We start from the raw sequence: 22,804 nt of genomic DNA on the forward strand, positions 1-22,804 counted from the left end.
AGGTTGCGCTCTACCAACTGAGCTATTCCCGCATATTGAAAAAGAACAATCAACAAGTAATCAGTATGGAGCGGGAAACGAGTCTCGAACTCGCGACCTCAACCTTGGCAAGGTTGCGCTCTACCAACTGAGCTATTCCCGCATTTGAATGCATCTGAAATTAAACTGGAGCGGGAAACGAGTCTCGAACTCGCGACCTCAACCTTGGCAAGGTTGCGCTCTACCAACTGAGCTATTCCCGCTCTGATATTTGTTGCTTCGTATATCGAAGAAGACGCAATTATTATGGATTTAATCGCGTGCGTCAAGTGTTTTGTTTTTATTTTTTAAAAAATTTATTTGAATTCTTTCCATGCCATTTTCAGGTAGTAGCACATTGACCAGATGGTCAATACAGATGCTATAAACATCAATATGTTACCAATGAGATAGAAAGGGTCATTATATTTGTCCGTACCGATAAGCAAAAGGAAGATGGCGATCATTTGGGCAGTGGTTTTGAATTTACCGATGGTTGCCACGGCAACGCTGCCGCGTTTGCCCATTTGTGCCATCCATTCGCGCAAGGCGGAAATGGTAATTTCCCGGCCGATAATAATCATGGCGAAGATGGCGTATGTTCTGCCAAGGCTGACGAGCAGGAGCAGGGCAACTGCGACCATGAGTTTGTCGGCAACGGGGTCGAGGAATGCGCCAAAGTCGGAAGTTTGTTTCCAGCGGCGTGCCAAAAAGCCGTCGAACCAGTCTGTAATAGCGGCAAGTGCGAAGATGATAGCGGCTGTCCAGTTGACGGTTTGTGGTTGAATCCATGTGTTCGGTAAATAGAATAGGATGGTGAACACGGGGATTAATAGGACGCGCATCCAGGTAAGTAAAATAGGTATGTTCCAAGGCATGGTTGGGGACCTTTTGGACGATGTGTCGGATTGTCCATTATAGCTTATTTGTTCACTCTACTTTTTGAAGTGTTGTTTTTTTGCCGATAAGTATTTCGGGCATAGATTTTTGTCGTGTGGGTTGTGAAGAAAATCTGCTAAGGCCGTCTGAAAAATAGGCTGTTGCGGGGTGTAAATGTTTTTGGGTAGAAAAGTAGCTGCGAAATAGTGGGCAATAAGGTCTGCCTGCTGTTCGATATTTAATTGGTTGATGTGGGGTAAGGGGATGGGGTAGGCGTAAGCTTTGCGTTTTCTGTATCCGCCTTTGAGCATGATGAATAGGCCGGAAAGCCAAACTTTGTGACCGCGCTGGTGTTGCCAGACATGTGTCAGCTCATGAATCAGCCAAATTTTGTAGGCTATGCCGGCTTGAGTGAAATCTTCGGGGCAGTGTTTACGCGGAAAGTATATGTTTCCATTGGGCGCAATGGCGGTATTGGCGTTGGGTATAAGTGGAATGCCACGATATATTTTAATGCGGTTGAAGTCTATGCTGTCGGCAAAAACCTGTTTTGCCATACGGACTTCGTTTTCGGTCAGTCTGCGCCAATCGGAAAAAATCATATTTTAAAGAATGATAGAGGGTAAAAAGATTTTCAGGCCGTCTGAAACTTTCAGACGGCCTGAATATGGGATTTATTGTTCTTCTGAAGCGGCTTGTTTGCCGTTGTCGAACAATTTGTCCATAGGCGTCAGATTGACTGCATTGCCTTGGCTGACTATCCATTTGTTTTCAACACGCCATACGCCTGAGGCATCTTCAACGCGCAGGTACCAATGATTGGTTGGGCGTAAAGGTTTAAAGACGGCTTCGTATTCCATGCGGCCGTTTTGTGGTTCGGCTGTTACGGCGCGCAGCTTGACGGTTTGGTCATCGGCTTTGCGCGTTGGGTGCATCAACAATAGGTTTAATGGCTGTTTGGTATCGAATTGTCCGCTGACGAATACTTTGGCGGCGTTCATATCCGGACTGATTAAGACCTGCACCTGAATTTGCCGTTTAACGGCTTCTTCATCGCGGTGAAGTTGGATTTCGATGTGTTTGCCGTCTTTGTAGTAATCGTCAGACACCAAGTCTGTCGTATGTTCTTTTGCGACGAAGAACATGGAAACGCTGGCGATAACGACGAAGATGGGGCCGGCCATCAGCACCCAGGGCCAAATATGTTTGTACCAAGGTTTGATTTTGGGTTGTGGGGACACCGTTTATTCTCCGATAAAGGTTGCTTTTTCTTCTAAAGTAGTCGGTTTGGAGTCGGCAGAGCCGGTCTCGTGATAGATAAAGGTAAATTCAATCGGATGGCTGCCTTTGTCGGCGTATTCGGGAATGGTAGATACCTGTACCGGGATGGTAACGGTTTCCCGCGGCGCAATTTTAATACCGTTTTCAGGCAGACCGGTCAGTGCGATTTCGTCAAAGCCTTTGACGGTTGCAGTCATCAGTTGTTCGTTTTCACTATTGTTGATAATGCGCAGGTTATAGGCATTTTCCAACCAGCCTTGGCTGTTTTCGCGAACCATGACGCCACGGTCTTTAAGGATATCGACTTCGACCATTTTTCGGGTGGAAATGCCGACCAGGAAGGCGATGATGACCACCAGGAGTACTGCGCCATAACCAGCTACGCGCGGACGTTTCAAGCGTTTTTTGATGTCGCTTTCAGGGTATTCGTGTTCCAACGCGCCTTCGGTTGTATAACGGATCAAGCCGCGCTCGTAGCCCATTTTGTCCATGATTTCATCGCAGGCATCGATACACGCCGCGCAGCCGATACATTGGTATTGCAAACCGTCTCGGATGTCGATACCGACGGGGCAGACTTGCACGCACATGGTGCAGTTGATGCAGTCGCCCAAGCCGCTGTCTTCTTTGTTGGCGGTTTTCTTGCGTGCGCCGCGCGGTTCGCCGCGTTCGGTATCGTAAGAAATAATCAGCGTGTCTTTGTCAAACATTGCACTTTGGAAACGTGCATACGGACACATATGCAGACACACTTTTTCGCGCATGATGTGGGCGAAGAAGAAAGTCATGAATCCGTAAAATGCTGCGGCAAACATTGCGCCGCCGCCTGCTACTCCGGTGAATAAATCGGGAACAAATTGGCGGATCGGGACAAACCAGCCTGCAAAAGTGATACCTGTCCATGCGCAGACAAGGAAAATCAGCAGGGCTTTAGTTGCTTTAATGCGGATTTTAGTGAAATTCCACGGCGATTTTTCCAGCTTCAGGCGTTTGTTGCGGTCGCCTTCGACCAAGTTGTCGATCCACAGCATAATTTCAGTGTAAACCGTTTGCGGGCATGAATAGCCGCACCACAAACGACCGGCAATGGTTGTCCACCAAAACAATCCGAATGCGCAAATCATCAGCAGCAAGGCAAGGTAAATCAAATCGCCCATACCCAGCGACAGTCCGAAAATGAAGAAATGACGGTCAGGGATATTGAATAAAACCGCCTGACGGCCGCTCCAGTTGAACCATGGAATAACGTAAAATACAAACTGGGTCGCCAATACGGCGGCGATACGCAGTTTGGCAAAGCGTCCTTCCGCCTTTTTGGGATGGATGCGTTCGCCTTCAGGATGGATTTGAATCACGCTGGATTTGGGTTTGGAAGGTTTGGGTGGAGTGGCTTTTGCTGTTTTTTCTGTTGAGGGTGTGGTATTTTCAGCTTGGTTTTCTGGTGACATTTCAGTGTTCCTTGATGAAGTGCACACAAGCCTGTTGTCATGGTAGTAATTTGATGTGAATATTTTCAGACGGCCTTTCGCGTGCATACAAATCATAACATTTGACTCTATTCAAAGCAAAAGAGGGACTTCGTCTTAACGATGGATTCCTTGTGGCCGTTTGATGTAGGGCCGTCTGAAAAGGGCAGTATTCAAAGGTTTACGAATCAGCCTGTATGCAAACTTATAGTGATTTGCTATTTACACGATAAAAATATATAAAGCACTGTTTCAAAACGAAATAACAGTTAATATCATCTATCCTGTCCGTTTCGGGCAACCGAGTGGAAACAGGCCGTCTGACAAAGCGAATATCAAAAGCTATCCTTGAAAGCACGGCTGATTCAGGCGATAATCGGCACACCTTTTTTCATATTTCCAATCTTGTCCAAGGAAGGTCAAACCATGTCTCAACTGGCAAACGCAATCCGTTTCCTCTCAGTCGATGCCGTACAAAAAGCCAACTCCGGCCACCCGGGTGCGCCTATGGGTATGGCGGAAATGGCGGAAGTATTGTGGACGAAGTTCCTCAATCATAATCCGGCCAACCCAAAATTCTACAACCGCGACCGTTTTGTCCTCTCCAATGGTCATGCTTCTATGATTCTTTACAGCCTGTTGCACCTGACCGGCTACAACGTTTCCATTGATGATCTGAAAAACTTCCGCCAACTGCACAGCAAAACCCCCGGCCATCCTGAATATGGCTACACCGACGGCGTGGAAACCACGACCGGTCCATTGGGACAAGGTATTGCCAACGCAGTGGGCATGGCTTTAGCCGAAAAAATCTTGGCTGCCGAATTTAATAAAGACGGTTTGAACATCGTTGACCACCACACCTACGTCTTCATGGGCGACGGTTGTATGATGGAAGGCGTATCGCACGAAGCCTGCTCGCTTGCCGGCACTTTAGGTTTGGGCAAACTGATTGTTTTATATGATGACAACAATATTTCCATTGACGGTAAAGTGGACGGTTGGTTTACCGAAAACATCCCGCAACGTTTTGAAAGCTACGGCTGGCAGGTGATTCCAAATGTAAACGGTCATGATACCGATGCCATTCAGACGGCCATTGAAGCCGCCCGCGCCGAAACCGGCAAACCTTCCCTGATTTGCTGCAAAACCTTAATCGGTAAAGGCAGTGCTAACAAAGAAGGCAGCCACAAAACCCACGGTGCGCCTTTGGGTGCGGACGAGATCGAAGCCACGCGCAAACATTTGGGTTGGGCTTATCCTGCGTTTGAAATCCCTCAAGAGATCTATGCTGCATGGGATGCAAAAGAAAAAGGCGCGAAACTTGAGGCCGAATGGAACGAACTCTTCGCTCAATATCAAGCCAAATATCCTACCGAAGCCGCAGAATTTGTGCGCCGCATGGATAAAAAACTGCCTGAAAACTTCGATGCTTACGTTCAAGCCGCATTGAAAGAAGTGTGCGCCAAAGCAGAAACCATCGCCACCCGTAAAGCCAGCCAAAACAGCATCGAAATCTTGGCAAAAGAGCTGCCTGAATTGGTGGGCGGTTCTGCAGACTTGACCCCGTCCAACCTGACTGACTGGTCAAACAGCGTTTCCGTTACCCGCGAACACGGCGGCAACTATATTCACTACGGCGTTCGCGAGTTCGGCATGGGCGCAATCATGAACGGCCTTACCCTGCATGGCGGTGTTAAACCATTCGGCGCGACTTTCCTGATGTTCAGCGAATACGAGCGTAATGCTTTGCGTATGGCGTCGCTGATGAAAATCAACCCTGTATTTGTGTTCACTCACGATTCCATTGGTTTGGGCGAAGATGGTCCTACCCACCAACCTATCGAGCAAACTGCCACTCTGCGCCTAATTCCAAATATGGATGTATGGCGTCCATGCGATACCGTTGAATCTTTGGTGGCGTGGGCTGAAGCCGTTAAAGCTGCCGATCATCCGTCCAGCTTGATTTTCAGCCGTCAAAACCTGAAATTCCAAGCGCGTGATGAACAACAGCTGAACGACATCAAACGCGGTGGCTACGTCATCAGTGAAGCTCAAGGCAATGCACAAGCTGTTGTAATTGCTACCGGTTCTGAAGTTGAATTGGCTCTGGAAGCGCAAAAAGTATTGGCAGAACAAGGTATTGCCGTACGCGTTGTTTCCATGCCTTCTACCAATGTATTCGACCGTCAAGATGCCGCCTATAAAGCCGCTGTTCTGCCGGAAGGTTTGCCACGCGTAGCCATAGAAGCCGGACATGCCGACGGTTGGTATAAATACGTCGGTTTGAACGGCGCCGTGGTCGGTATCAACCGCTTCGGCGAGTCTGCACCTGCTGATTTGCTGTTCAAAGAATTCGGCTTTACCGTAGACAATGTGGTTGCCACTGTTAAATCTGTTTTGTAAATCAGATTTTTGATTGGGATAAAAAGGCCGTCTGAAATTTCAGACGGCCTTTTATTTTTCAGTCGGTTAAACAGTTTCTGTTTCAGGTTTGACCTTGCTTTTCTTAAACTTCAACACGGCTTTTTCTTTTGCTGCATCCCAGTCTATCAGCACAAAGCCACCTTCGGTGAGTTTGCCGAACAGAAGTTCGTCGGCGAGCGGTTTGCGGATTTTTTCCTGGATCAGGCGGTTCATCGGGCGTGCGCCCATTTGCGGGTCGAAACCTTTTTCCGCCAGATATTTGCGCAATGCCGGTGTGAATTCGGCTTCGACTTTTTTGTCGAGGAGCTGGTGTTCGAGCTGGAGCAGGAATTTGTCCACGACTTTGACGATAATGGGTTCGGACAAGGGCGCAAATGGGATAATCGCGTCCAAGCGGTTGCGGAACTCGGGCGTGAAGAGTTTGTTGATTGCCTGCATTTCGTCGCCGCGCTCGCGTTTGGCGGTAAAGCCGAGGTTGGGTCGGCTGAGGCTTTCCGCGCCTGCGTTGGTGGTCATAATCAGGATGACGTTGCGGAAGTCGGCACTCTTGCCGTTGTTGTCGGTCAGTTTGCCTGCGTCCATGACTTGCAGGAGGACGTTGAAAATGTCGGGGTGGGCTTTTTCGATTTCGTCCAAGAGCAACACGCAATGCGGCTGCTTGTTGACGGCTTCGGTCAAAAGGCCGCCTTGTTCAAAGCCGACGTAGCCTGGTGGTGCGCCGATGAGGCGCGATACGGCGTGGCGTTCCATGTATTCGGACATATCAAAGCGTTGCAGCGGTACGCCCATCGAGTAGGCAAGCTGTTTGGCGACTTCGGTTTTGCCGACGCCGGTTGGGCCGGAGAAGAGGAAACTGCCTATCGGTTTGTCGGGCAGGGCGAGGCCGGAGCGCGACATTTTGACGGCGGCAACCAGCGCGTCAATGGCGTTTTCCTGACCGTAAACCATGTTTTTCAAATCACGGCCGAGGAATTGCAACACTTGTTTGTCGTCGTGCGACACGGTTTTTTCGGGAATCCGCGCAACTTTGGCGATGACGGTTTCGATTTGCGCTTTGCCGATGACTTTTTTCTGTTTGGATTTGGGCAAAATCCGTTGCGCCGCGCCTGCTTCATCCATTACGTCGATGGCTTTGTCGGGCAGGAAACGTTCGTTGATGTAGCGGGCGGAAAGTTCGGCTGCGGCTTCAAGTGCGCCTTGCGTATAGCGGACTTGGTGGAAATCTTCAAACATCGGTTTCAAGCCGCGCAGGATTTGTACGGTTTCGGAAATGGTAGGCTCGACCACGTCAATTTTTTGGAAACGGCGGCTTAAGGCGTGGTCTTTGTCGAAAATGGTACGGTATTCGTCATAAGTGGTCGCACCGATGCAGCGCAGCGAGCCTTTTGCCAGCGCAGGTTTGAGCAGGTTAGACGCATCCATTGTGCCACCGCTGGTGCTGCCCGCGCCGATGATGGTGTGGATTTCGTCGATGAATAAAATGGCGTGCGGGATTTTTTCGAGCTGTTTCAAGACGGATTTGACCCGTGCTTCAAAGTCGCCGCGGTATTTCGTGCCCGCCAAAAGCGAACCCATATCCAGTGCGTATACTTCGGCTTCTTTCAGCACGTCGGGAATATCGCCGTTGACGATTTGGTGTGCTAAGCCTTCCGCCAGCGCGGTTTTGCCCACACCAGCCTCGCCGACCAAAAGCGGATTGTTTTTGCGGCGGCGGCACAGGATTTGTACCAGCCTTTCCATTTCGTGTTTGCGACCAATCAAAGGGTCGATACGGCCGGCTTTGACTTCGGCGTTGAGGTTGACGGTGTAGTCGGAAAGAGAGCCGGTTTTCTGTTCCGCTTCTTCGCCCTCGCGTCCCAGGCCGTCTGAATCATTGCAGTCTTCGTCATCAGGCGAGCCATGGGCAATGCAACGCAAGACTTCAAAGCGTGTAATGGATTGCAATTTGAGGAAATAAACGGCATGGCTTTCAGATTCGCTCATCATGGCAACCAAAATATCCAAAGGCTCTACTGCGGCTTTGCCGGCAGACTGGGTATGCACCATTGCCCGTTGGATGACGCGTTGGAAGCCCAATGTCGGCTGGGTTTCGACCGTATCCAGAAGATGATCGGGAATTTGCGGTGTATTTTCTGCAACGCTGGCCGCAAGCTGCTCGGACAGGACTTTCAAATCCGCACCACACAGTTTCAAGACGTTCGGCACAGCCGCATCTTCTTCTATCAACACCAAAAGCAGGTGTTCCAAGCTGATAAACTCATAACGGGCGTTGCGTGCTTCACGGTAGAGCAGTTGCAGGATGTGTTCCAATTCGGGTGAAAGCATGATTTAAACCTCTTCGACTATACATTTGAGCGGATGCCCTTCAGCTTTGGCACGTTCCATGACCTGATGTTGCTTGGTCTGCGCAATATCGCGCGTGTAGGTGCCGCACAGGCCTTTGCCTTCGTGGTGCACCAGCAACATGACGGCCACTGCCTGTTCCTGTGTAAGCATAAAGACTTCGGTCAGGATTTCGACGACAAATTCCATGGTGGTGTAATCGTCGTTCAATAAAAATACGCCGTAACGTTTCGGCGGCTGTGTGTTGATATCGCTGAGCAGGGTATCGGATTGGTGGTCGGTATTCGGATGGTTCATAAGCTTAGGTTTCAGTTTTCAGACGGCCTGTTTTAGAGTGTAAACAGTTTTCTGTTGTATTTCGGCAATTTTTTTCTATTTTCCCACTTTTTTGAAAACATAGCTTGACGTTTTGTCTTAACAAATGTAAAAAGACGGTTAAGCAGAAGTTGGCACTCGACCGCGTATGTGATACGTGGGAGAAACGCTGAACGTTTTAGTTTGCTGTATGCCTTGTTTTGCTGATTTTGTTAATTTTTAAGTATAGGAAGTTTCTAATGGCAACCGGTATCGTAAAATGGTTTAACGACGCTAAAGGTTTTGGTTTCATCACTCCTGATGAAGGTGGCGAAGATTTGTTCGCTCACTTCTCAGCGATCAACATGGATGGTTTCAAAACCCTGAAAGAAGGTCAACGCGTATCTTTCGACGTAACCACCGGCCCTAAAGGCAAACAAGCTGCTAACATTCAAGCTGCTTAATCAAATGCGCGGCGTAAGCCGTAAAATCATGGCGGGGTTTCCCGCCATTTTTTATGGGCGTTCGAGTTAAAAATTATGAATCAAAATTCATCTTATCAAAATGCTTTAAACCAGTTAGACGAGCTTATCCGTCATTTTCGTAGCGAAGGCGAGGTCAGCTGCGCCGTTGCCGAGCGTGAAGACCAAATCTTAATCCGCCTTGCCGATTTGAAACTGGATTTGCGCCCTGAAGATGAAAAAGCGATTGCTGATATCGACCGTTTTTACCGCCGCCATGTTTTAAGCGAATAAACGTTTCAAAACCGTTTGCCGTTTTATTTTTTAAGCATGCCTGATAAAATAGGCCGTCTGAAAAGTTTGTAAAGAATCAGCACAATGAGTATTGCCAATAATAAAAAAGCCTTTCACGATTTCTTTATCGAAGACCAAATCGAAGCCGGTATAGTATTGGAGGGATGGGAAGTCAAAGCCATCCGCGCTGCACGCGTGCAATTAAAAGAAAGCTATATCTACTGGAAAAAAGACGCATTCTATTTGGTGGGCTGCCACATTACCGCATTGCCCACTGCCTCGACACACGTCAAACCCGACCCTGTCCGTCCGCGTAAGTTGTTGTTGAAACAATCGGAAATCAACAAGTTAATCGGTAAAACCGAACGTGCCGGTTATACGATTGTGCCCTTAAACCTGCATTACACACGTGGTAGAATCAAAGTGGAAATCGGTTTGGCCAAGGGTAAGAAACAGCATGACAAACGCCAAAGCCTGAAAGAAGCGGATTGGAAGCGTGAGAAACAACGTTTGATGAAAAACGTACGTTGATTTTTTCAGACGGCCTTTTTGTAAAGGCCGTCTGAATATTTATTGTTTGAAAATTTTAAAAAGGAAAACAGATGAAAACCATGATTTTAGCAGCGGCTTCAGCCGTATTGTTGCTGGGCGCGTGTTCTACTACGGAACAAAGAGTATTGAAACCTGAAGAGCTGACCAGCATCAAACATGTCTGCATCATTCAGAATGCAAAAGTGCGTCCGCATGATTTGGACAAGGCTTTGTCCAAAGCTTTGGCAAAACGCGGCATTGGCAGCACGATTGTAACCGCAGACAACCGCGGCAAACTGTATGATTCTTCTTGCCCGTATAATCTGCGTTACAAAACCAAAGGCAATAACGAAATCTTGCGTAAAGGCGTATTTGTGTTGCGAAGCACCAAGTACGCGGTTTCTACGGTCAGCTACTCTTTGAACGATGAAAACCACTTCCGAACCAATCCTGATTTGGTGAAACAGGCCGAAGGCGTTGTGGCAAAATTGTTGGAAAAAAACAGCAAATAAAAGCCAGAATAAAAAACCGGCTTGCCGTGATATGGAGAATATCGGGCAAGCCGGTTTTATTTTCAGACGGCCTTAAATGGATTTGATTTTTTCCCAAAGGGTTTTGACCGTACCTTGATAGTAAGTATCGGAAGTGCAATAGACTGTTTCTAAAGCACATTGTCCTTGAGAGCCGTATTTTTTGATGCATTGGTTCAAGGCAATTTGATGCACGGTTTTGAAACGTGGGGAGGTAATAGCCACTACGTTTTGAGCAGTCAATTTGCCCATGGCTTTAGGATAGGCAACAGCGATACAAGTGTTGTGCAGTGGGACAACCGTTTTGCAGCCTGTTGCTTGGCCTGCGCCGATACCGGCTAAGGCATCTTGGCCTTTACAGAATGTTTCGAGTTCTGCCGTCGCATCCAGTTGGGTGGCATTTTCTTTGGTGGTTTTGATTTGCAGCGCTTCATTGCTGTCAGCTGGGTTTTGCCACATAGCCAAGTAGCCGTAAGTGTCGGCAGCCAGGGCGGCAGGAGCCAGTGCGCAAAGGATAAGTGTCGTTAGTGTTTTTTTCATGTTTGTTCCCTGTTTGTTGGGTATTTGTTGTCATTATAAAGCAAAAGTACTTATTTGATATAAATTTGCCATTAAAATGAAATTCAGTGTGGCAAACAGATAATAGGCCGTCTGAAATTTCAGACGGCCTGTTGATGATGTTTCAAAGAATAGAATGTGGCTTAGAGGCTTATACGCTGTGGCGGTCGAGCCAACGTTCGGCATCAAGTGCGGCCTGACAGCCTGAAGCCGCGCTGGTGATGGCTTGACGGTAGGTGTGGTCTTTGACGTCGCCTGCTGCCCATACGCCTTCGATATTGGTGGCGCCGACATTGTCGCCGGTACCGCCTTTGGTTTTCAAATAGCCGGTTTCGTCCATATCAAGTTGGCCTTTGAAGATGTCGGTGTTGGGTTTGTGGCCAATGGCGATGAAGACGCCTTTTACAGCGATTTCTTCAGTGCCGCCGTCATTGTGTTTCAGGCGTGCACCGGTAACGCCGCTTTCATCGCCCAAGATTTCATCGACCGAGCTGTTGAGCTTGAGGATGATTTTACCTTCCTCAACCCGTTGCATCAGTTTGTCCACCATGATTTTTTCGGCGCGGAAGCTGTCGCGGCGGTGAATCAGGGTAACGGTGTTGGCGATATTGGCAAGGTAGAGGGCTTCTTCTACAGCGGTATTGCCACCGCCGACTACGGCAACATCTTGTTTTTTGTAGAAGAAACCATCGCAAGTTGCGCAGGCGGAAACGCCTTTGCCGGCAAAAGCTTCTTCGCTTGGCAAGCCTAAATATTTGGCGGATGCGCCGGTGGCAACGATGAGCGCATCGCAGGTGTATTCGCCCATATCGCCTTTGAGGGTAAACGGACGGTTTTGCAAATCAACGGTGTGGATTTGGTCAAAAATCATTTCAGTGCCGAAGCGTTCGGCATGAGCTTGGAAACGGGCCATCAGTTCCGGACCTTGTACGCCTTCTGCGTCGGCAGGCCAGTTGTCCACTTCGGTGGTGGTCATCAGTTGTCCGCCTTGCTCAACGCCGGTAATGATTACAGGGTTGAGGTTGGCACGGGCAGCATACACGGCGGCAGTATAGCCGGCAGGGCCGGAGCCGAGGATGATGAGTTTATGATGGTTGCTCATGATGGTTTCCTTGCTGATAAATGATTGAATTTTGTCGTATCTAAGCTTTCAGATGGCCTGAATTTTACTTGAATCTGCCGCCGTCTGAAATATGTTTGTTGCTTGGATTTAGTGGCTGTCTTTCCATTGATAGTATTTTGAGCCGAGGAAAGAGCCGAGTTTGCGCAGGAAAGGCTGGGTAATGATGTTGCTGTGGCGCAGTTGCTCAAAAGGTTTCAGACGGCCCTCATCTCCCATGATGGCCTCGGCAATTGCCAAGCCGGCAATGCCGGTAATCGCCATGCCGTGTCCGGAATAGCCTTGGGCGTAGAAAACGGTAGGGGCGAGGCGGCCGAAATGTGGGACGAGGTTGCGCGTAATGTCGCATTCGCCTCCCCAAGAATGCTCGATTCTGACATCGGCAAGTTGCGGGAAAACTTTCAACATGTCTTGGCGGACGAGTTCGGTCATGCGGTCTGGATCGTCGATAAACTCGTTGTCTTTGCCGCCGAAGAGCAGGCGGCCGTCGGCGCTGAGGCGGTAGTAATCGAGGACGTGGCGGTTGTCGCAGATGGCCATATTGTTACGGATCAGGTCTTTGGCACGCTCACCCAGAGGCTCGGTGGCAATGATAAAGGTGCTGACTGCAATGGCTTTTTGTTCCAATACTTTGAATTTCGGGTGTAAACCGGCATAAGTATTGACGGCATAAACGAGGTTTTTGCACTCGACGCTGCCATTAGGTGTATGAACCAGCCAGCCGTTATTGCATGGCTCGATACGCGTCATCGGGGATTGCTCAAAAAGTTGTGCGCCTGCATCGGCTGCCGCTTTGGCAATGCCTAGGGTGTAATTAAGCGGGTGCAAGTGACCGGATAAAGGATCAAATTGCGCGCCTTGATACATATCGCTGGCAAGTTGTTGCTTCAGCGTGGCTTTATCCCAAAGCTGGTAATGGCTTGCACCATAATGTTTTTGAGCGTGTTCGTGCCATTGCTGCAATTCTTCCCAATGCTGAGGACGGACGGCGACGGTAGCGTAGCCGCGTTGCCAATCGCATTGGATATTGTGTTTTTGAATGCGCGAGTCAACCAGTTCGACGGCTTGCAGGGATTGCTGCCAGAACCATTGTGCCTGTTCCAAGCCGACTTGTTTTTCGATTTCTTCCATGCCGCAGGCAAAGTCACTGATGACTTGTCCGCCGCTGCGACCTGATGCGCCGAAACCGATACGAGCGGCTTCGAGCACTATGACGTCATGGCCGTTTTCGGCAAGCGGCAGGGCGGTGCATAAACCGGACAGGCCGCCGCCGATAACGCAGGTTTCAGTTTTCAGACGGCCTTTAAGCATCGGATAAGACGGATGGGGATTGGCCGTGCTGACATAGTAGGAAGGAAGGTATTCTTTGAAGCTGGGATTGATCATGATTTGAGCTTTAGGTTGGTTTTCACTTCATTGAAATTGGTTTTCAGACGGCCTTAAATGTGGGTTTAGGTTCAGGCCGTCTGAAAGGATAAGATGCAGTTAATAAAACAGGCTGTTCCGACACTTTATCGGACAGCCTGTCTGCATATTAGGCGGCTTTCTCGGCTGCCAATTTTTCTTGGCGGTAGGCTTCGGCAGCCTCGCGTTCCCGTTTGGTTGCCTGACGCATCATCCAGTAGTTAACAACAATAACCAGCGTACCGATGATACCGATCAGGATGGTTGCCAAAACGTTCATCTGAGGGTCAAGGCCGAGTTTGATTTTGGAGAAAATCACTTGCGGCAATGTCGATGAACCCGGGCCTGATAGGAAGGAGGTAATCACCAAGTCGTCCAAAGACAGGGTAATGCCCAAGAGGAAGCCTGAAGCAATCGCAGGGGCAATCAGCGGCAGGGTAATCACGAAGAAAATCTTCAGCGGACGGGCACCCAAGTCCATTGCAGCCTCTTCCAAGGATTGATCCAATTCCACCAGGCGCGAGCGGATAACGACGGTAATGTACGCCATGCAAAGTGTGGTGTGACCGAGGAAGATGGTGAAGAAACCGCGATCGAAGTATAGCGATTGCAGCAATTCGCTGCCTTGCAGGAACATTTGCACCTGAATAATCAACAGCAGCATGGACAAACCGGTAATCACATCAGGCATCACCATAGGCGCGGAAATCATACCGGCAAACAGGGTGCTGCCGCGGAAGCGCTTGATACGCGCCATAGCGTAACCAGCTAATGTGCCGAGTGCTACGGCGGCAAGTGAGGAAACAATGGCGATACGCAATGACAGCCAAGCTGCTTCCAAGATGGTGTCGTTTTCCATCAATGCGCCGTACCATTTGGTTGAGAAACCGCCCCAAACGGTAACCAGTTTGGATTCATTGAAAGAATAGATGACTAAAACTACCAGCGGAATATAGAGGAATGCCAGCGAGAGCAGGAGCATCAGTTTCAAGAACCAGGATAATTTGGTTTTCTGCATTATTTGCCTCCTTCTTCCAATTCGCGGTTTTCATAGTGCTGGAACAGGGCAATCGGTACAACCAGCAGGGCAACCATGACGACGGCGACAGCAGAAGCCAGCGGCCAGTTGTTTTGGTCGAAGAATGCCTGCCACAATACTTTACCAATCATCAGGTTTTCAGAACCGCCCACCAATTCAGGAATCACAAATTCACCGACGGCCGGAACGAAGACCAGCATAGAGCCTGCGATGATGCCTGTTTTGGATAAAGGCAGGGTAATGGTAAAGAACGATTTGATCGGACCTGCGCCCAAGTCGGAAGCGGCTTCGAGCAGGCGGTTGTCCAGTTTTACCAATTGTGTGTACAGCGGCAAAATCATAAACGGCAGATAGGCGTAAACCATCACCAAATTCAGCGAGAACGCATTGTAGAACAAGTCTAAAGGCTCGCTGATGATTCCATATTTGATTAAGAAATTATTGATGATGCCGTTGTGACCCAATAAGCCCATCCATGCGTAAACACGCAACAGGAAAGAGGTCCAGAAAGGTAGCATGATTGCCAACAGCAGGCCGTTGCGCGCAGCCGGATTGGCGCGTGAAATGGCATAAGCGGTCGGATAACCAATCAACAGGCAGATGATGGTCGTCGTCAGCGCGGTCTTAATCGAAGACCAGTAGGTCATCAGATAGATATTGCTGTTTTCACTGTCGCCAAACGGATTGAGCGTATTCCAAAAGTTTTGGAAGATGTCGGCGTAGTTCTGATAGCTGATGGCAATGTTCAGACGGCCTAAGTCTTCATCAATCGTCGTCAAAGGCGTAAATGGCGGAATGGCGATTTCTTGTTCGGCAAAGCTGATTTTCAAGACGATGGCGAACGGAATCAGAAACAGCACCAAGAGCCAAATATACGGTACGGCAATAACTGCACGCTGGCCGGGGCGGCGAAACAGTTTCTTTTTCAGTTTTTTAAGGTCCATTGCATTTCCCTCAAATTAACTGTACAGAGGTGTCGGTTGGTTTTCAGGCCAGCTGATATAGACGGTCTCGTCCCAAGTCGGCGGCGTAATGTTGCGCACATACCAATAAGGTGCGGGAACTTGGCTTTTGACGACACGGCCGTTGGCGAGTTTGATGTGGTAAATTGCGAAGCTGCCCAAGTAGGCAATTTCTTTAACCGTACCTTGGGCCCAGTTGTGCGCGCCCAAGTGTTCCGGTTTTTCTTTATGCAAATCAATGTCTTCAGGGCGGATGCTGATCCAGATTTCATGCTCGTTCGGAACGCCCAGACCGTGGTCGATGCGGACGTGGTTTTCCAAGCCGTCACATTTGACGATAGAGAAATCGGCGCGGTCGTCAATAACGACGCCGTCAAAAATATTGGTTTCGCCGATAAATTCAGCGGTAAAGCGACTGTTAGGGTAATCGTACACGTCGCTAGGCGTACCGACTTGGCGCAGTTGGCCGTCGGACATAATGGCGATACGGGTAGCCATCGTCATCGCTTCTTCTTGGTCGTGGGTAACCATGATACAGGTTACGCCGACTTGTTCCAGCGTGTTGACCAATTCCAGTTGGGTTTGTTGGCGCAGTTTTTTATCGAGTGCGCCCAAAGGTTCGTCAAGCAGCAGGATTTTAGGACGTTTCGCCAGGCTGCGTGCCAAAGCGATACGTTGTTGTTGGCCGCCGGAAAGTTGGTGCGGCTTGCGTTTGGCGTATTTGGTCATTTGCACCAGGCGCAGCATTTCTTCCACGCGGGCATCGATTTCGCCTTTAGGCATTTTGTCTTGTTTCAGACCGAAAGCGATATTTTGCTCAACGCTCATGTGCGGGAACAGGGCATAGCTTTGGAACATCATGTTGATTGGGCGCTCGTACGGAGCAAGCTTGGTAATGTCTTGGCCGTCGAGAATGATTTTGCCCTGATTTGGGCTTTCCATGCCTGCCAACATGCGCAGCAGCGTAGATTTGCCACTGCCTGAGCTGCCCAAAAGGGCAAAGATTTCATGTTGGTAAATGTCCAAGTCGATGTTATCGACAGCGTAATTGTCACCAAACTTTTTCACCAAGCCTTGGATTTGCAGATAAGGTTTGGCTGAAGACGCAGTGGTTGCGGTCATAATGGCAATACTCCAAAAAGAAAGACGAGTACCGGCAAAACGGATTTTCGAATGGGTGATAAAAAGCTGTTTGATTGCTGGCGGGAGTCGGACGGAAGCCGTCTGAAACTCTTGTAAAGCGCACGGGCAGCGTGGATAGAAAGCAGTTTAAGCCTAAGCTTTTGCTCTCGGCAAACTCAATATTATATTAGCCTAAGCCTCATAGGGGCAATATGAAAATGCTTGTAGCGGCTGATTTTAAGCAAATAGGAAAGGAAAGGCAGACAGGGAAACACGATAGCAAAAATGGGTAACGTTGTTTTTCTACACAAAAGGGTTTAATTTATATTTAAATGTCTTAAAAAATAATTCAAGATAGAATAAAATACGCAAATTGCATTAATTTTAATAAAATCGTGCGGATTGCGTTTTATGTGGGCAAGATGGTTTTGTTCTAAATAAAAACTAAATCCGCTATATGAATAAAAAGGGAAAACATGAGTATCAAAGAATGGCCTGAAGGGGAACGGCCGCGCGAGAAGCTCTTGGCGCACGGTGCGGCGGCGTTGAGTGATGCGGAGTTGCTGGCGATTTTGTTGCGTGTCGGAACACGCGGCATGAGCGCGGTTGATTTAGCGCGTTATTTGTTGAGTGAGTTTGGCAGCTTGGGGAAGCTGATGAGTGCGGATGCCAAAACACTTCCTGCTTATAAGGGTATGGGCTTGGCGAGCTATACTCAGTTTGCCGTGGTCAAAGAAATCGGACGGCGGATTTTGGGTGAGGATTTGCAGGAGCAGATGGTTTTGTCAAACCCGAAATCGGTTGCGGATTATCTACGCCTGCATCTTGGGCATGAAAAAATCGAGGTCAGCGTCGCGTTGCTGCTCAATCGTCAAAATCAATTGATTGCGGTACGGGAATTGTCGCGCGGTACGGTGGCGGAAAACACGGTTTATATCCGTGAAATCGTCAAATTGGTATTGGATGAATACGCCGACAGTTTGATTTTGGCACACAATCATCCGGGCGGTTCGGCAAGGCCGTCTGAATCTGATGTGCAGTTTACAGAGCGTTTGAAACAGGCTTTAAGTTTGGTCGATATTACGCTATTGGACCATTTTATTGTAACGGCAAAAGAAACCTGCTCTTTGCGCGAACAGGGCTATATGTAAGGATGAATGTTCAGACGGCCTCAGTAAGATTGGTTACCTTAATGAGGCCGTCTGAAGGATTATTGCGCTACTTCGTCGGAGGACTCTTCCTTGTTGACGATTTCTTCCGATTTTGGCTTTTCTTTGCTCTTTTCCTTCTCTTTTTCTTTATCCTTGTCTTTTTTACCGTCGGGAATGGCGGCATTAATCACTGCCCCCGTTCCTTTGACAACTAATTTTCCGGCAGTCAGGACGGTTGTAGCAGCCAAATCAACAGCCGCGCCTACAATGCAGCCGTTAAGCGTCAGACAAAGGGCAAGTGCCGGAAGCAGGCGTTTTGTGCATCTCAATGACTGCATCCGCAGTGTCCTTCGTGATGATGGCCGCATCCGAGTGCTTCTTGCCAAGCATCATCATCGCCGTCAAATTCTTCAACTTCGTCAAATTCGCCGTTTTCTACCATGCTGACTAGCTCTTCCAAGCTTTCTGCGCCTTCTACCCAAAAGCAGGGAATATCGGGCGGCGTGCCGGGGGCAAGCAGTGCGGCCTGTTGGTCGTGCCAAGCAATCCAGTAGCCGTTTTGCGTTTGTACGAATACGGCATCGGGATGGATGGTTTCGTTTTCGGTATTGACCAGCATTCTGGCGGCGATATCGGTTTGAAAAGGTAAGGTTTGCATGATGGTTTGAGAATGTGAGTAAAGAAAGTATTGTAACATGGCAAAAACAAACGCACCGTCTAAGTCAGGCGGTGCGTTTGTATCTCGGCAACTTGGGTGCGGTCGGTTTAGAGTATCAGCCACACCGGGAATGTCATTCCGTCAAGATTATTTGTCGTCGTTAGCCAAAACGAAGCGGTAAATAGCCGCGCCAACTGCTGCGCCGGCAATAGGAGCCAACCAGAACAACCACAGTTGTTCAACAGCCCAGCCGCCTTGGAACAAGGCAACACCGGTAGAACGTGCAGGGTTGACGGAAGTATTGGTTACAGGGATGCTGATCAAGTGAATCAGGGTCAGACCCAGGCCGATGGCGATAGGAGCAAAGCCGGCTGGAGCCAGTTTGTCGGTAGAACCCATGATGATGATCAGGAAGAATGCGGTCAGGACGAATTCGATCAGCAAAGCAGCCATCATGTCGTAACCGTTAGGAGAGTGCTCGCCGAAACCGTTGCTGGCAAAGCCGGAGGTAACAGCATCAAAACCGGTTTTACCGGAAGCAATCAGATACAGAATGCCAGCAGCGGCAATCGCACCGATAACTTGGGATACAATGTAAGGTAACAGGTCTTTACCGTTGAAACGGCCGCCGATGAAAAGGCCGACGGAAACGGCAGGGTTGAAGTGGCCGCCGGAAATGTGGCCGACAGCGTAAGCCATGGTCAGTACGGTCAAACCGAATGCTAAAGCGACACCGGCAAAGCCAATGCCAAGTTCTGGGTAGGCTGCTGCCAAAACTGCGCTGCCGCAGCCACCGAATACCAGCCAGAAAGTGCCGAAAAATTCTGCAAAATATTTTTTCATTTGTTTTTCCTCGTAAAGGGTGGGGTGTTGCCGAAGGCATGAATCATAATAAGATTGCTTCTAATCGAAAAACGGATTTACCTGTTTTTTCCGGTCTTGACAAAAGGCCGTCTGAAAATGGCGACAAATGAATAGGGATATATCTGGCAGGTCGAGTTTTGTTTATTGAGGCTGGGTTTATTTAATAGCGAGGCAAATGCCGTTAATGGAAAAGCCTTTGGTTTTGTAGATAATATTATTTACAGATTATTTATTTAATTGGAATCTCTGAACCCATTATCTGATTTAAAAAGGCCGTCTGAAAAGTTTTCAGGCGGCCTTTTATTGATGGAGATAAGTTAATCTAAATGCTCGCTGCTTTGCGCCAAGATGGTGCGGTTGCCGTTGTTTTCCGCCGGGGAAACAATACCATCGGCTTCCATTTGTTCAATCAGGCGGGCGGCGCGGTTGTAGCCGATGCGCAGTTGGCGTTGGATATTGGAAATGCTGGCCTTACGCGATTTCAAGACAACGGAAACGGCTTCGTCATACATGGGGTCGAGGTCGCTGTCGTTGCTGCGGCTGGTGCCGGTAAAGTCTTCGGTGGAACCGTTGCTCAAAATATCGTCGATATAGTCGGGTGCGCCAAATTGTTTCAGGTATTCCACTACGCGGTGAACTTCATTGTCGGAGGCGAATGCGCCGTGTACACGTTGCGGATAGTTGGTACCGGGTAGCTGGAACAGCATATCGCCTTGGCCGAGCAGGTTTTCCGCGCCCATTTGGTCAAGAATCGTGCGGCTGTCGATTTTGCTGGACACTTGGAAGGCAATGCGTGTCGGAATATTAGCTTTAATCAGGCCGGTAATGACATCCACGCTTGGGCGTTGGGTGGCAAGAATCAAATGGATGCCGGCTGCGCGTGCTTTTTGGGCGAGGCGGGCAATCAGTTCTTCAATTTTCTTACCGGCGGTCATCATCAGGTCGGCAAATTCATCTACGATGACTACGATAAACGGCAGTTTTTCCAATGGCTCAGGGTCTTCAGGCGTGAGGCTGAACGGGCTGCCGATTTTTTCGCCACGAGCGGCGGCTTCGGCAATTTTTTGGTTGAAGCCGGCAAGGTTGCGCACGCCCATAAGGCTCATCAGGCGGTAGCGTTTTTCCATTTCGTTGACGCACCAGTTCAGTGCGTTTGCGGCCAGCTTCATATCGGTTACGACAGGGGCGAGCAGGTGAGGAATGCCTTCGTAAATGCTTAATTCCAGCATTTTCGGGTCAATCATAATCATGCGCACGTCTTCAGGCGTTGCTTTGAAGAGCATGGACAGAATCATGGCATTCACACCCACGGATTTACCCGAACCGGTCGTACCGGCAACCAGCAGATGCGGCGCTTTGGCCAAGTCGGTGACGACAGGCTGGCCGGTGATGTCTTGGCCGAGCGCGAGGGTCAGTTTGGATTTGGATTCGGTAAACGCAGGCGAATTGAAGATTTCGCTCAGGCGGATCATTTGGCGTTTCGGATTAGGCAATTCCAAGCCCATGCAGGTTTTGCCGGGGATGGTTTCCACCACGCGGATGGAAGCCACGCCAAGCGAGCGCGCCAAGTCTTTTTCAAGGTTCAAAACGGCACTGCCGCGTACGCCGACATCAGGCTCGATTTCGTAGCGCGTAATGACCGGGCCGGAATAGGAGTCCATCACTTTGACTTTAACTTTGAACTCGGCCAGTTTTTCTTCGATGGTAATGCTGTTTTCCAGCAACTGTTCTTCAGTTTGCGAGGCGCTTGGGTCAAACTGCGGCGGCAGGAGCAGGGCAGTGGTCGGTAGAAGCGCATCGGTCAGTGTTGCCGAAGTTGGAATAGCTATGTTTGGCGTACTCTCTTGAACGTTTGGTTCTACGCTTTGAACAGGTGTTTCAACGACTGTCTGTGTATATTCAGACGGCCTTGCGATTGTTTCAACAGATTCAACGGGCTCAATGGTTTCAACCGCTTGAATAGCTTCTGCTTCCGCTTGTACAGGCGCTTCCGGCTCAGCATCGAATTCTGTCTCTTCGACGGCAGATTCGCTGATTAAATAATCGCGGATACTGCGTTCAGGCTGATTGCTGACATGCGCATTGACTTGTGCATCAAAAATCGGCACTTGGATTTTATGTTCAAAAGCAGGCGGTTCGGGAATATCAATCGGCGCAATCGAGGTTTGGAAAACAGGCGGCTCGGGAATATCGGTTTTAGCCATAGGGACAACCGGTACGGCAGGCGGCTCGGCTACGGTTGCGTTTGGCGCGGCAGGTCGGGATATATAAGGGGATTTTTTAACAGGCGCAGCCGGTTTCGGACGGGACGGCGTTGCCGGTGCGGCAGGTTGTGGTGCAACAGCCTCCGTGGCAGCTTGTTTACGCGCCCATCTTTCGGCGGCCGCTTCGGTATGGCGAACTTGACGGCGCAAGCTGGCAGGACGGCTGATTTGTCCTAAGTTGGCCAGAATTTCGTCATTTTCGATGGTGCGCGGAGAGTAGTCGCGCAATGGGGCGACGGCCGCAGCCAGTTTGTGGCGGGCGGCGGTACGGCGGGCAAGGTTGTTGTGAATATCTTCCGCTTGGATTTCAGAAGGGAATGCCTGCATGGAAGTATAGGGGAGGATGGCTTCTTTTTCGGCAGTTCTTAAGGCCGTCTGAACGGTTTCGATATGCGGCGCATTGGCTTCTGCCACACGGACATTGTTGGCACGCGCCAAGGCACGCTCGCGTGTGCGGCGCAAGATAGGGTCGTTATAGTCGATGATTTCCATGCCGGTCATCGGCAGGGATGAAGCGCGCAGCAATGGGGTTTCGACTTCGTCTTTGTAAATCGGCGCATTTTTCTCGGCCAAATGCTCGTTCCATTCTTCAACCGCAGCTTCATGCAGGGAACGGGTGGCTTCTTCTAATGTGATTTCTTCAAAATTGCTGTTTTGCACCAAAGACGGGCTGTATTCGGGCGTTTCCATTTGTGCAAACGGCGTGATTTTAGGAATACGTTCCGGTTTGGCAGATTTGCGGGTTTTAGGCGCAATTTTGATTTCTTCTTCGGTAGCTGCGATGTGTTTCGGCTCTTCGGCAAACGGCTCTGCTGCGTGCTCTTCGTCTGTTTCGGCACGTTGCATTTTATTGTGTTCGAGTGCGGAAAGCAGGCGGATGCGGGCGATTTTATGGTTGTCGGCAGTGCGCTTGTTCATGCTGAACAAACGTTTCAGGCTCTCCAGTTGGTCGGAAAAACCGACCGGGCTGTCTTCTTCGTTTAATTCTTGTTCGTCGCCACTGAGTCGGGCCAATTCTTGGCGCCACTTTTGCTCTTGTTTCTGGCGCCACCAGAACAAGCCGGCTATGACAGCCAGCAGAATTAAAGCCAATATTGTCCAAAGCATGCGTCCATCCCCTTAATTAAACGGCAAAGTC

At 49.4% G+C, this 22,804-nt stretch carries 22 protein-coding genes and 2 tRNA genes; 6 read left to right on the forward strand and 18 right to left on the reverse strand.

Annotated features, from left to right (window positions below; all coding sequences use genetic code 11):
- Nucleotides 1-66 precede the first annotated feature (66 nt).
- The 6 genes from HMPREF3022_RS00410 to ccoG all read right to left on the reverse strand — a co-directional run bounded on the left by HMPREF3022_RS00410 (nucleotide 67) and on the right by ccoG (nucleotide 3,626).
- Nucleotides 67-142 (reverse strand) — tRNA-Gly (locus tag HMPREF3022_RS00410).
- 24 nt (nucleotides 143-166) lie between these two features.
- A tRNA-Gly gene (locus tag HMPREF3022_RS00415) sits at nucleotides 167-242 on the reverse strand.
- 93 nt (nucleotides 243-335) lie between these two features.
- A complete protein-coding gene (pgsA, locus tag HMPREF3022_RS00420; RefSeq protein WP_003679552.1) occupies nucleotides 336-896 on the reverse strand; it encodes a CDP-diacylglycerol--glycerol-3-phosphate 3-phosphatidyltransferase in 561 nt (186 codons plus the stop codon).
- Nucleotides 897-953: 57 nt separating this feature from the next.
- Nucleotides 954-1,454, reverse strand: coding sequence for a type IV secretion protein Rhs (locus HMPREF3022_RS00425; protein ID WP_239669545.1), 501 nt, complete (start codon nucleotides 1,452-1,454; stop codon nucleotides 954-956).
- Between the two features lie 117 nt (nucleotides 1,455-1,571).
- Nucleotides 1,572-2,138 (reverse strand): FixH family protein, encoded by a 567-nt coding sequence (locus HMPREF3022_RS00430; protein ID WP_053091033.1) that lies wholly within the window; start codon nucleotides 2,136-2,138, stop codon nucleotides 1,572-1,574.
- Between the two features lie 3 nt (nucleotides 2,139-2,141).
- The gene (gene ccoG, locus HMPREF3022_RS00435) at nucleotides 2,142-3,626 is read right to left on the reverse strand and encodes a cytochrome c oxidase accessory protein CcoG (RefSeq protein ID WP_049332015.1); all 1,485 of its coding nucleotides are present in this window, start codon (nucleotides 3,624-3,626) and stop codon (nucleotides 2,142-2,144) included.
- Nucleotides 3,627-4,070: 444 nt separating this feature from the next.
- Here ccoG and tkt point away from each other — a divergent pair, with 444 nt between their 5' ends.
- Complete coding sequence (gene tkt, locus HMPREF3022_RS00440; protein ID WP_049332017.1) at nucleotides 4,071-6,050, forward strand: transketolase; 1,980 nt, start codon at nucleotides 4,071-4,073, stop codon at nucleotides 6,048-6,050.
- A gap of 66 nt (nucleotides 6,051-6,116) precedes the next feature.
- Here the strand turns inward: tkt and clpA are convergent, their stop codons facing one another.
- Complete coding sequence (gene clpA / locus HMPREF3022_RS00445; protein ID WP_004520800.1) at nucleotides 6,117-8,396, reverse strand: ATP-dependent Clp protease ATP-binding subunit ClpA; 2,280 nt, start codon at nucleotides 8,394-8,396, stop codon at nucleotides 6,117-6,119.
- Nucleotides 8,397-8,399: 3 nt separating this feature from the next.
- Nucleotides 8,400-8,711: an ATP-dependent Clp protease adapter ClpS gene (gene clpS, locus HMPREF3022_RS00450; protein ID WP_004520799.1), complete on the reverse strand. Its 312-nt coding sequence runs from the start codon at nucleotides 8,709-8,711 to the stop codon at nucleotides 8,400-8,402.
- A gap of 257 nt (nucleotides 8,712-8,968) precedes the next feature.
- Here clpS and HMPREF3022_RS00455 point away from each other — a divergent pair, with 257 nt between their 5' ends.
- From HMPREF3022_RS00455 to HMPREF3022_RS00470, 4 genes are all read left to right on the forward strand, one after another.
- On the forward strand, nucleotides 8,969-9,172 hold the full coding sequence (locus HMPREF3022_RS00455; protein WP_003682902.1) for a cold-shock protein: 204 nt from the start codon (nucleotides 8,969-8,971) through the stop codon (nucleotides 9,170-9,172).
- 75 nt (nucleotides 9,173-9,247) lie between these two features.
- The gene (locus HMPREF3022_RS00460) at nucleotides 9,248-9,463 is read left to right on the forward strand and encodes a hypothetical protein (RefSeq protein WP_003679564.1); all 216 of its coding nucleotides are present in this window, start codon (nucleotides 9,248-9,250) and stop codon (nucleotides 9,461-9,463) included.
- A gap of 84 nt (nucleotides 9,464-9,547) precedes the next feature.
- The gene (gene smpB / locus HMPREF3022_RS00465) at nucleotides 9,548-9,994 is read left to right on the forward strand and encodes an SsrA-binding protein SmpB (protein ID WP_003679566.1); all 447 of its coding nucleotides are present in this window, start codon (nucleotides 9,548-9,550) and stop codon (nucleotides 9,992-9,994) included.
- A 71-nt stretch (nucleotides 9,995-10,065) separates the two neighbouring features.
- A complete protein-coding gene (locus tag HMPREF3022_RS00470) occupies nucleotides 10,066-10,506 on the forward strand; it encodes a hypothetical protein (RefSeq protein WP_049332670.1) in 441 nt (146 codons plus the stop codon).
- A gap of 72 nt (nucleotides 10,507-10,578) precedes the next feature.
- Here HMPREF3022_RS00470 and HMPREF3022_RS00475 read toward each other — a convergent pair whose 3' ends face one another.
- The 6 genes from HMPREF3022_RS00475 to potA form a co-directional block, all read right to left on the reverse strand.
- A complete protein-coding gene (locus tag HMPREF3022_RS00475) occupies nucleotides 10,579-11,064 on the reverse strand; it encodes a DUF4189 domain-containing protein (protein WP_070764950.1) in 486 nt (161 codons plus the stop codon).
- 169 nt (nucleotides 11,065-11,233) lie between these two features.
- Nucleotides 11,234-12,184 carry a thioredoxin-disulfide reductase gene (gene trxB / locus HMPREF3022_RS00480; protein ID WP_070764951.1) on the reverse strand — a complete coding sequence of 317 codons (951 nt, stop codon included), beginning with the start codon at nucleotides 12,182-12,184 and terminating at the stop codon, nucleotides 11,234-11,236.
- 108 nt (nucleotides 12,185-12,292) lie between these two features.
- Nucleotides 12,293-13,588 carry an NAD(P)/FAD-dependent oxidoreductase gene (locus HMPREF3022_RS00485; RefSeq protein WP_070764952.1) on the reverse strand — a complete coding sequence of 432 codons (1,296 nt, stop codon included), beginning with the start codon at nucleotides 13,586-13,588 and terminating at the stop codon, nucleotides 12,293-12,295.
- Nucleotides 13,589-13,736: 148 nt separating this feature from the next.
- Nucleotides 13,737-14,624: an ABC transporter permease subunit gene (locus HMPREF3022_RS00490; protein ID WP_003679574.1), complete on the reverse strand. Its 888-nt coding sequence runs from the start codon at nucleotides 14,622-14,624 to the stop codon at nucleotides 13,737-13,739.
- The gene (locus HMPREF3022_RS00495) at nucleotides 14,624-15,589 is read right to left on the reverse strand and encodes an ABC transporter permease subunit (RefSeq protein WP_049335897.1); all 966 of its coding nucleotides are present in this window, start codon (nucleotides 15,587-15,589) and stop codon (nucleotides 14,624-14,626) included. The genes HMPREF3022_RS00490 and HMPREF3022_RS00495 overlap by 1 nt, the downstream gene beginning before the upstream one ends.
- A gap of 15 nt (nucleotides 15,590-15,604) precedes the next feature.
- A complete protein-coding gene (gene potA, locus HMPREF3022_RS00500) occupies nucleotides 15,605-16,729 on the reverse strand; it encodes an ABC transporter ATP-binding protein (protein ID WP_049335895.1) in 1,125 nt (374 codons plus the stop codon).
- Nucleotides 16,730-17,205: 476 nt separating this feature from the next.
- On the opposite strand from potA, the gene radC reads away from it, so the two are divergent.
- Complete coding sequence (gene radC, locus HMPREF3022_RS00505) at nucleotides 17,206-17,880, forward strand: RadC family protein (RefSeq protein ID WP_070764953.1); 675 nt, start codon at nucleotides 17,206-17,208, stop codon at nucleotides 17,878-17,880.
- Between the two features lie 59 nt (nucleotides 17,881-17,939).
- On the opposite strand, the gene HMPREF3022_RS00510 is transcribed toward radC, so the two are convergent.
- From HMPREF3022_RS00510 to HMPREF3022_RS00525, 4 genes are all read right to left on the reverse strand, one after another.
- Nucleotides 17,940-18,218, reverse strand: a complete 279-nt coding sequence (locus tag HMPREF3022_RS00510; RefSeq protein WP_070764954.1) for an NF038104 family lipoprotein — start codon at nucleotides 18,216-18,218, stop codon at nucleotides 17,940-17,942.
- A complete protein-coding gene (locus tag HMPREF3022_RS00515; protein ID WP_070765030.1) occupies nucleotides 18,206-18,538 on the reverse strand; it encodes a general secretion pathway protein GspG in 333 nt (110 codons plus the stop codon). Before HMPREF3022_RS00515 ends, HMPREF3022_RS00510 begins: the two co-directional genes overlap by 13 nt.
- Nucleotides 18,539-18,685: 147 nt before the next feature.
- Nucleotides 18,686-19,381, reverse strand: a complete 696-nt coding sequence (aqpZ, locus tag HMPREF3022_RS00520; protein ID WP_070764955.1) for an aquaporin Z — start codon at nucleotides 19,379-19,381, stop codon at nucleotides 18,686-18,688.
- 338 nt (nucleotides 19,382-19,719) lie between these two features.
- On the reverse strand, nucleotides 19,720-22,773 hold the full coding sequence (locus tag HMPREF3022_RS00525) for a DNA translocase FtsK (RefSeq protein ID WP_070764956.1): 3,054 nt from the start codon (nucleotides 22,771-22,773) through the stop codon (nucleotides 19,720-19,722).
- Nucleotides 22,774-22,804: the final 31 nt, after the last annotated feature.

Origin of the sequence: Neisseria sp. HMSC065C04 (assembly GCF_001815375.1) — a bacterium.
Taxonomy (GTDB): domain Bacteria; phylum Pseudomonadota; class Gammaproteobacteria; order Burkholderiales; family Neisseriaceae; genus Neisseria; species Neisseria flavescens_D.

Excerpts from the sequence above, each read along its gene's own strand:
- pgsA (WP_003679552.1), bottom strand. The coding sequence starts at position 896 with ATGCCTTGGAACATACCTATTTTACTTACCTGGATGCGCGTCCTATTA.
- HMPREF3022_RS00425 (WP_239669545.1), bottom strand. The coding sequence starts at position 1,454 with ATGGCAAAACAGGTTTTTGCCGACAGCATAGACTTCAACCGCATTAAA.
- ccoG (WP_049332015.1), bottom strand. The coding sequence starts at position 3,626 with ATGTCACCAGAAAACCAAGCTGAAAATACCACACCCTCAACAGAAAAA.
- tkt (WP_049332017.1), top strand. The coding sequence starts at position 4,071 with ATGTCTCAACTGGCAAACGCAATCCGTTTCCTCTCAGTCGATGCCGTA.
- clpA (WP_004520800.1), bottom strand. The coding sequence starts at position 8,396 with ATGCTTTCACCCGAATTGGAACACATCCTGCAACTGCTCTACCGTGAA.
- clpS (WP_004520799.1), bottom strand. The coding sequence starts at position 8,711 with ATGAACCATCCGAATACCGACCACCAATCCGATACCCTGCTCAGCGAT.
- HMPREF3022_RS00455 (WP_003682902.1), top strand. The coding sequence starts at position 8,969 with ATGGCAACCGGTATCGTAAAATGGTTTAACGACGCTAAAGGTTTTGGT.
- HMPREF3022_RS00460 (WP_003679564.1), top strand. The coding sequence starts at position 9,248 with ATGAATCAAAATTCATCTTATCAAAATGCTTTAAACCAGTTAGACGAG.
- smpB (WP_003679566.1), top strand. The coding sequence starts at position 9,548 with ATGAGTATTGCCAATAATAAAAAAGCCTTTCACGATTTCTTTATCGAA.
- HMPREF3022_RS00470 (WP_049332670.1), top strand. The coding sequence starts at position 10,066 with ATGAAAACCATGATTTTAGCAGCGGCTTCAGCCGTATTGTTGCTGGGC.
- HMPREF3022_RS00475 (WP_070764950.1), bottom strand. The coding sequence starts at position 11,064 with ATGAAAAAAACACTAACGACACTTATCCTTTGCGCACTGGCTCCTGCC.
- trxB (WP_070764951.1), bottom strand. The coding sequence starts at position 12,184 with ATGAGCAACCATCATAAACTCATCATCCTCGGCTCCGGCCCTGCCGGC.
- HMPREF3022_RS00485 (WP_070764952.1), bottom strand. The coding sequence starts at position 13,588 with ATGATCAATCCCAGCTTCAAAGAATACCTTCCTTCCTACTATGTCAGC.
- HMPREF3022_RS00490 (WP_003679574.1), bottom strand. The coding sequence starts at position 14,624 with ATGCAGAAAACCAAATTATCCTGGTTCTTGAAACTGATGCTCCTGCTC.
- HMPREF3022_RS00495 (WP_049335897.1), bottom strand. The coding sequence starts at position 15,589 with ATGGACCTTAAAAAACTGAAAAAGAAACTGTTTCGCCGCCCCGGCCAG.
- potA (WP_049335895.1), bottom strand. The coding sequence starts at position 16,729 with ATGACCGCAACCACTGCGTCTTCAGCCAAACCTTATCTGCAAATCCAA.
- radC (WP_070764953.1), top strand. The coding sequence starts at position 17,206 with ATGAGTATCAAAGAATGGCCTGAAGGGGAACGGCCGCGCGAGAAGCTC.
- HMPREF3022_RS00510 (WP_070764954.1), bottom strand. The coding sequence starts at position 18,218 with ATGCAGTCATTGAGATGCACAAAACGCCTGCTTCCGGCACTTGCCCTT.
- HMPREF3022_RS00515 (WP_070765030.1), bottom strand. The coding sequence starts at position 18,538 with ATGCAAACCTTACCTTTTCAAACCGATATCGCCGCCAGAATGCTGGTC.
- aqpZ (WP_070764955.1), bottom strand. The coding sequence starts at position 19,381 with ATGAAAAAATATTTTGCAGAATTTTTCGGCACTTTCTGGCTGGTATTC.
- HMPREF3022_RS00525 (WP_070764956.1), bottom strand. The coding sequence starts at position 22,773 with ATGCTTTGGACAATATTGGCTTTAATTCTGCTGGCTGTCATAGCCGGC.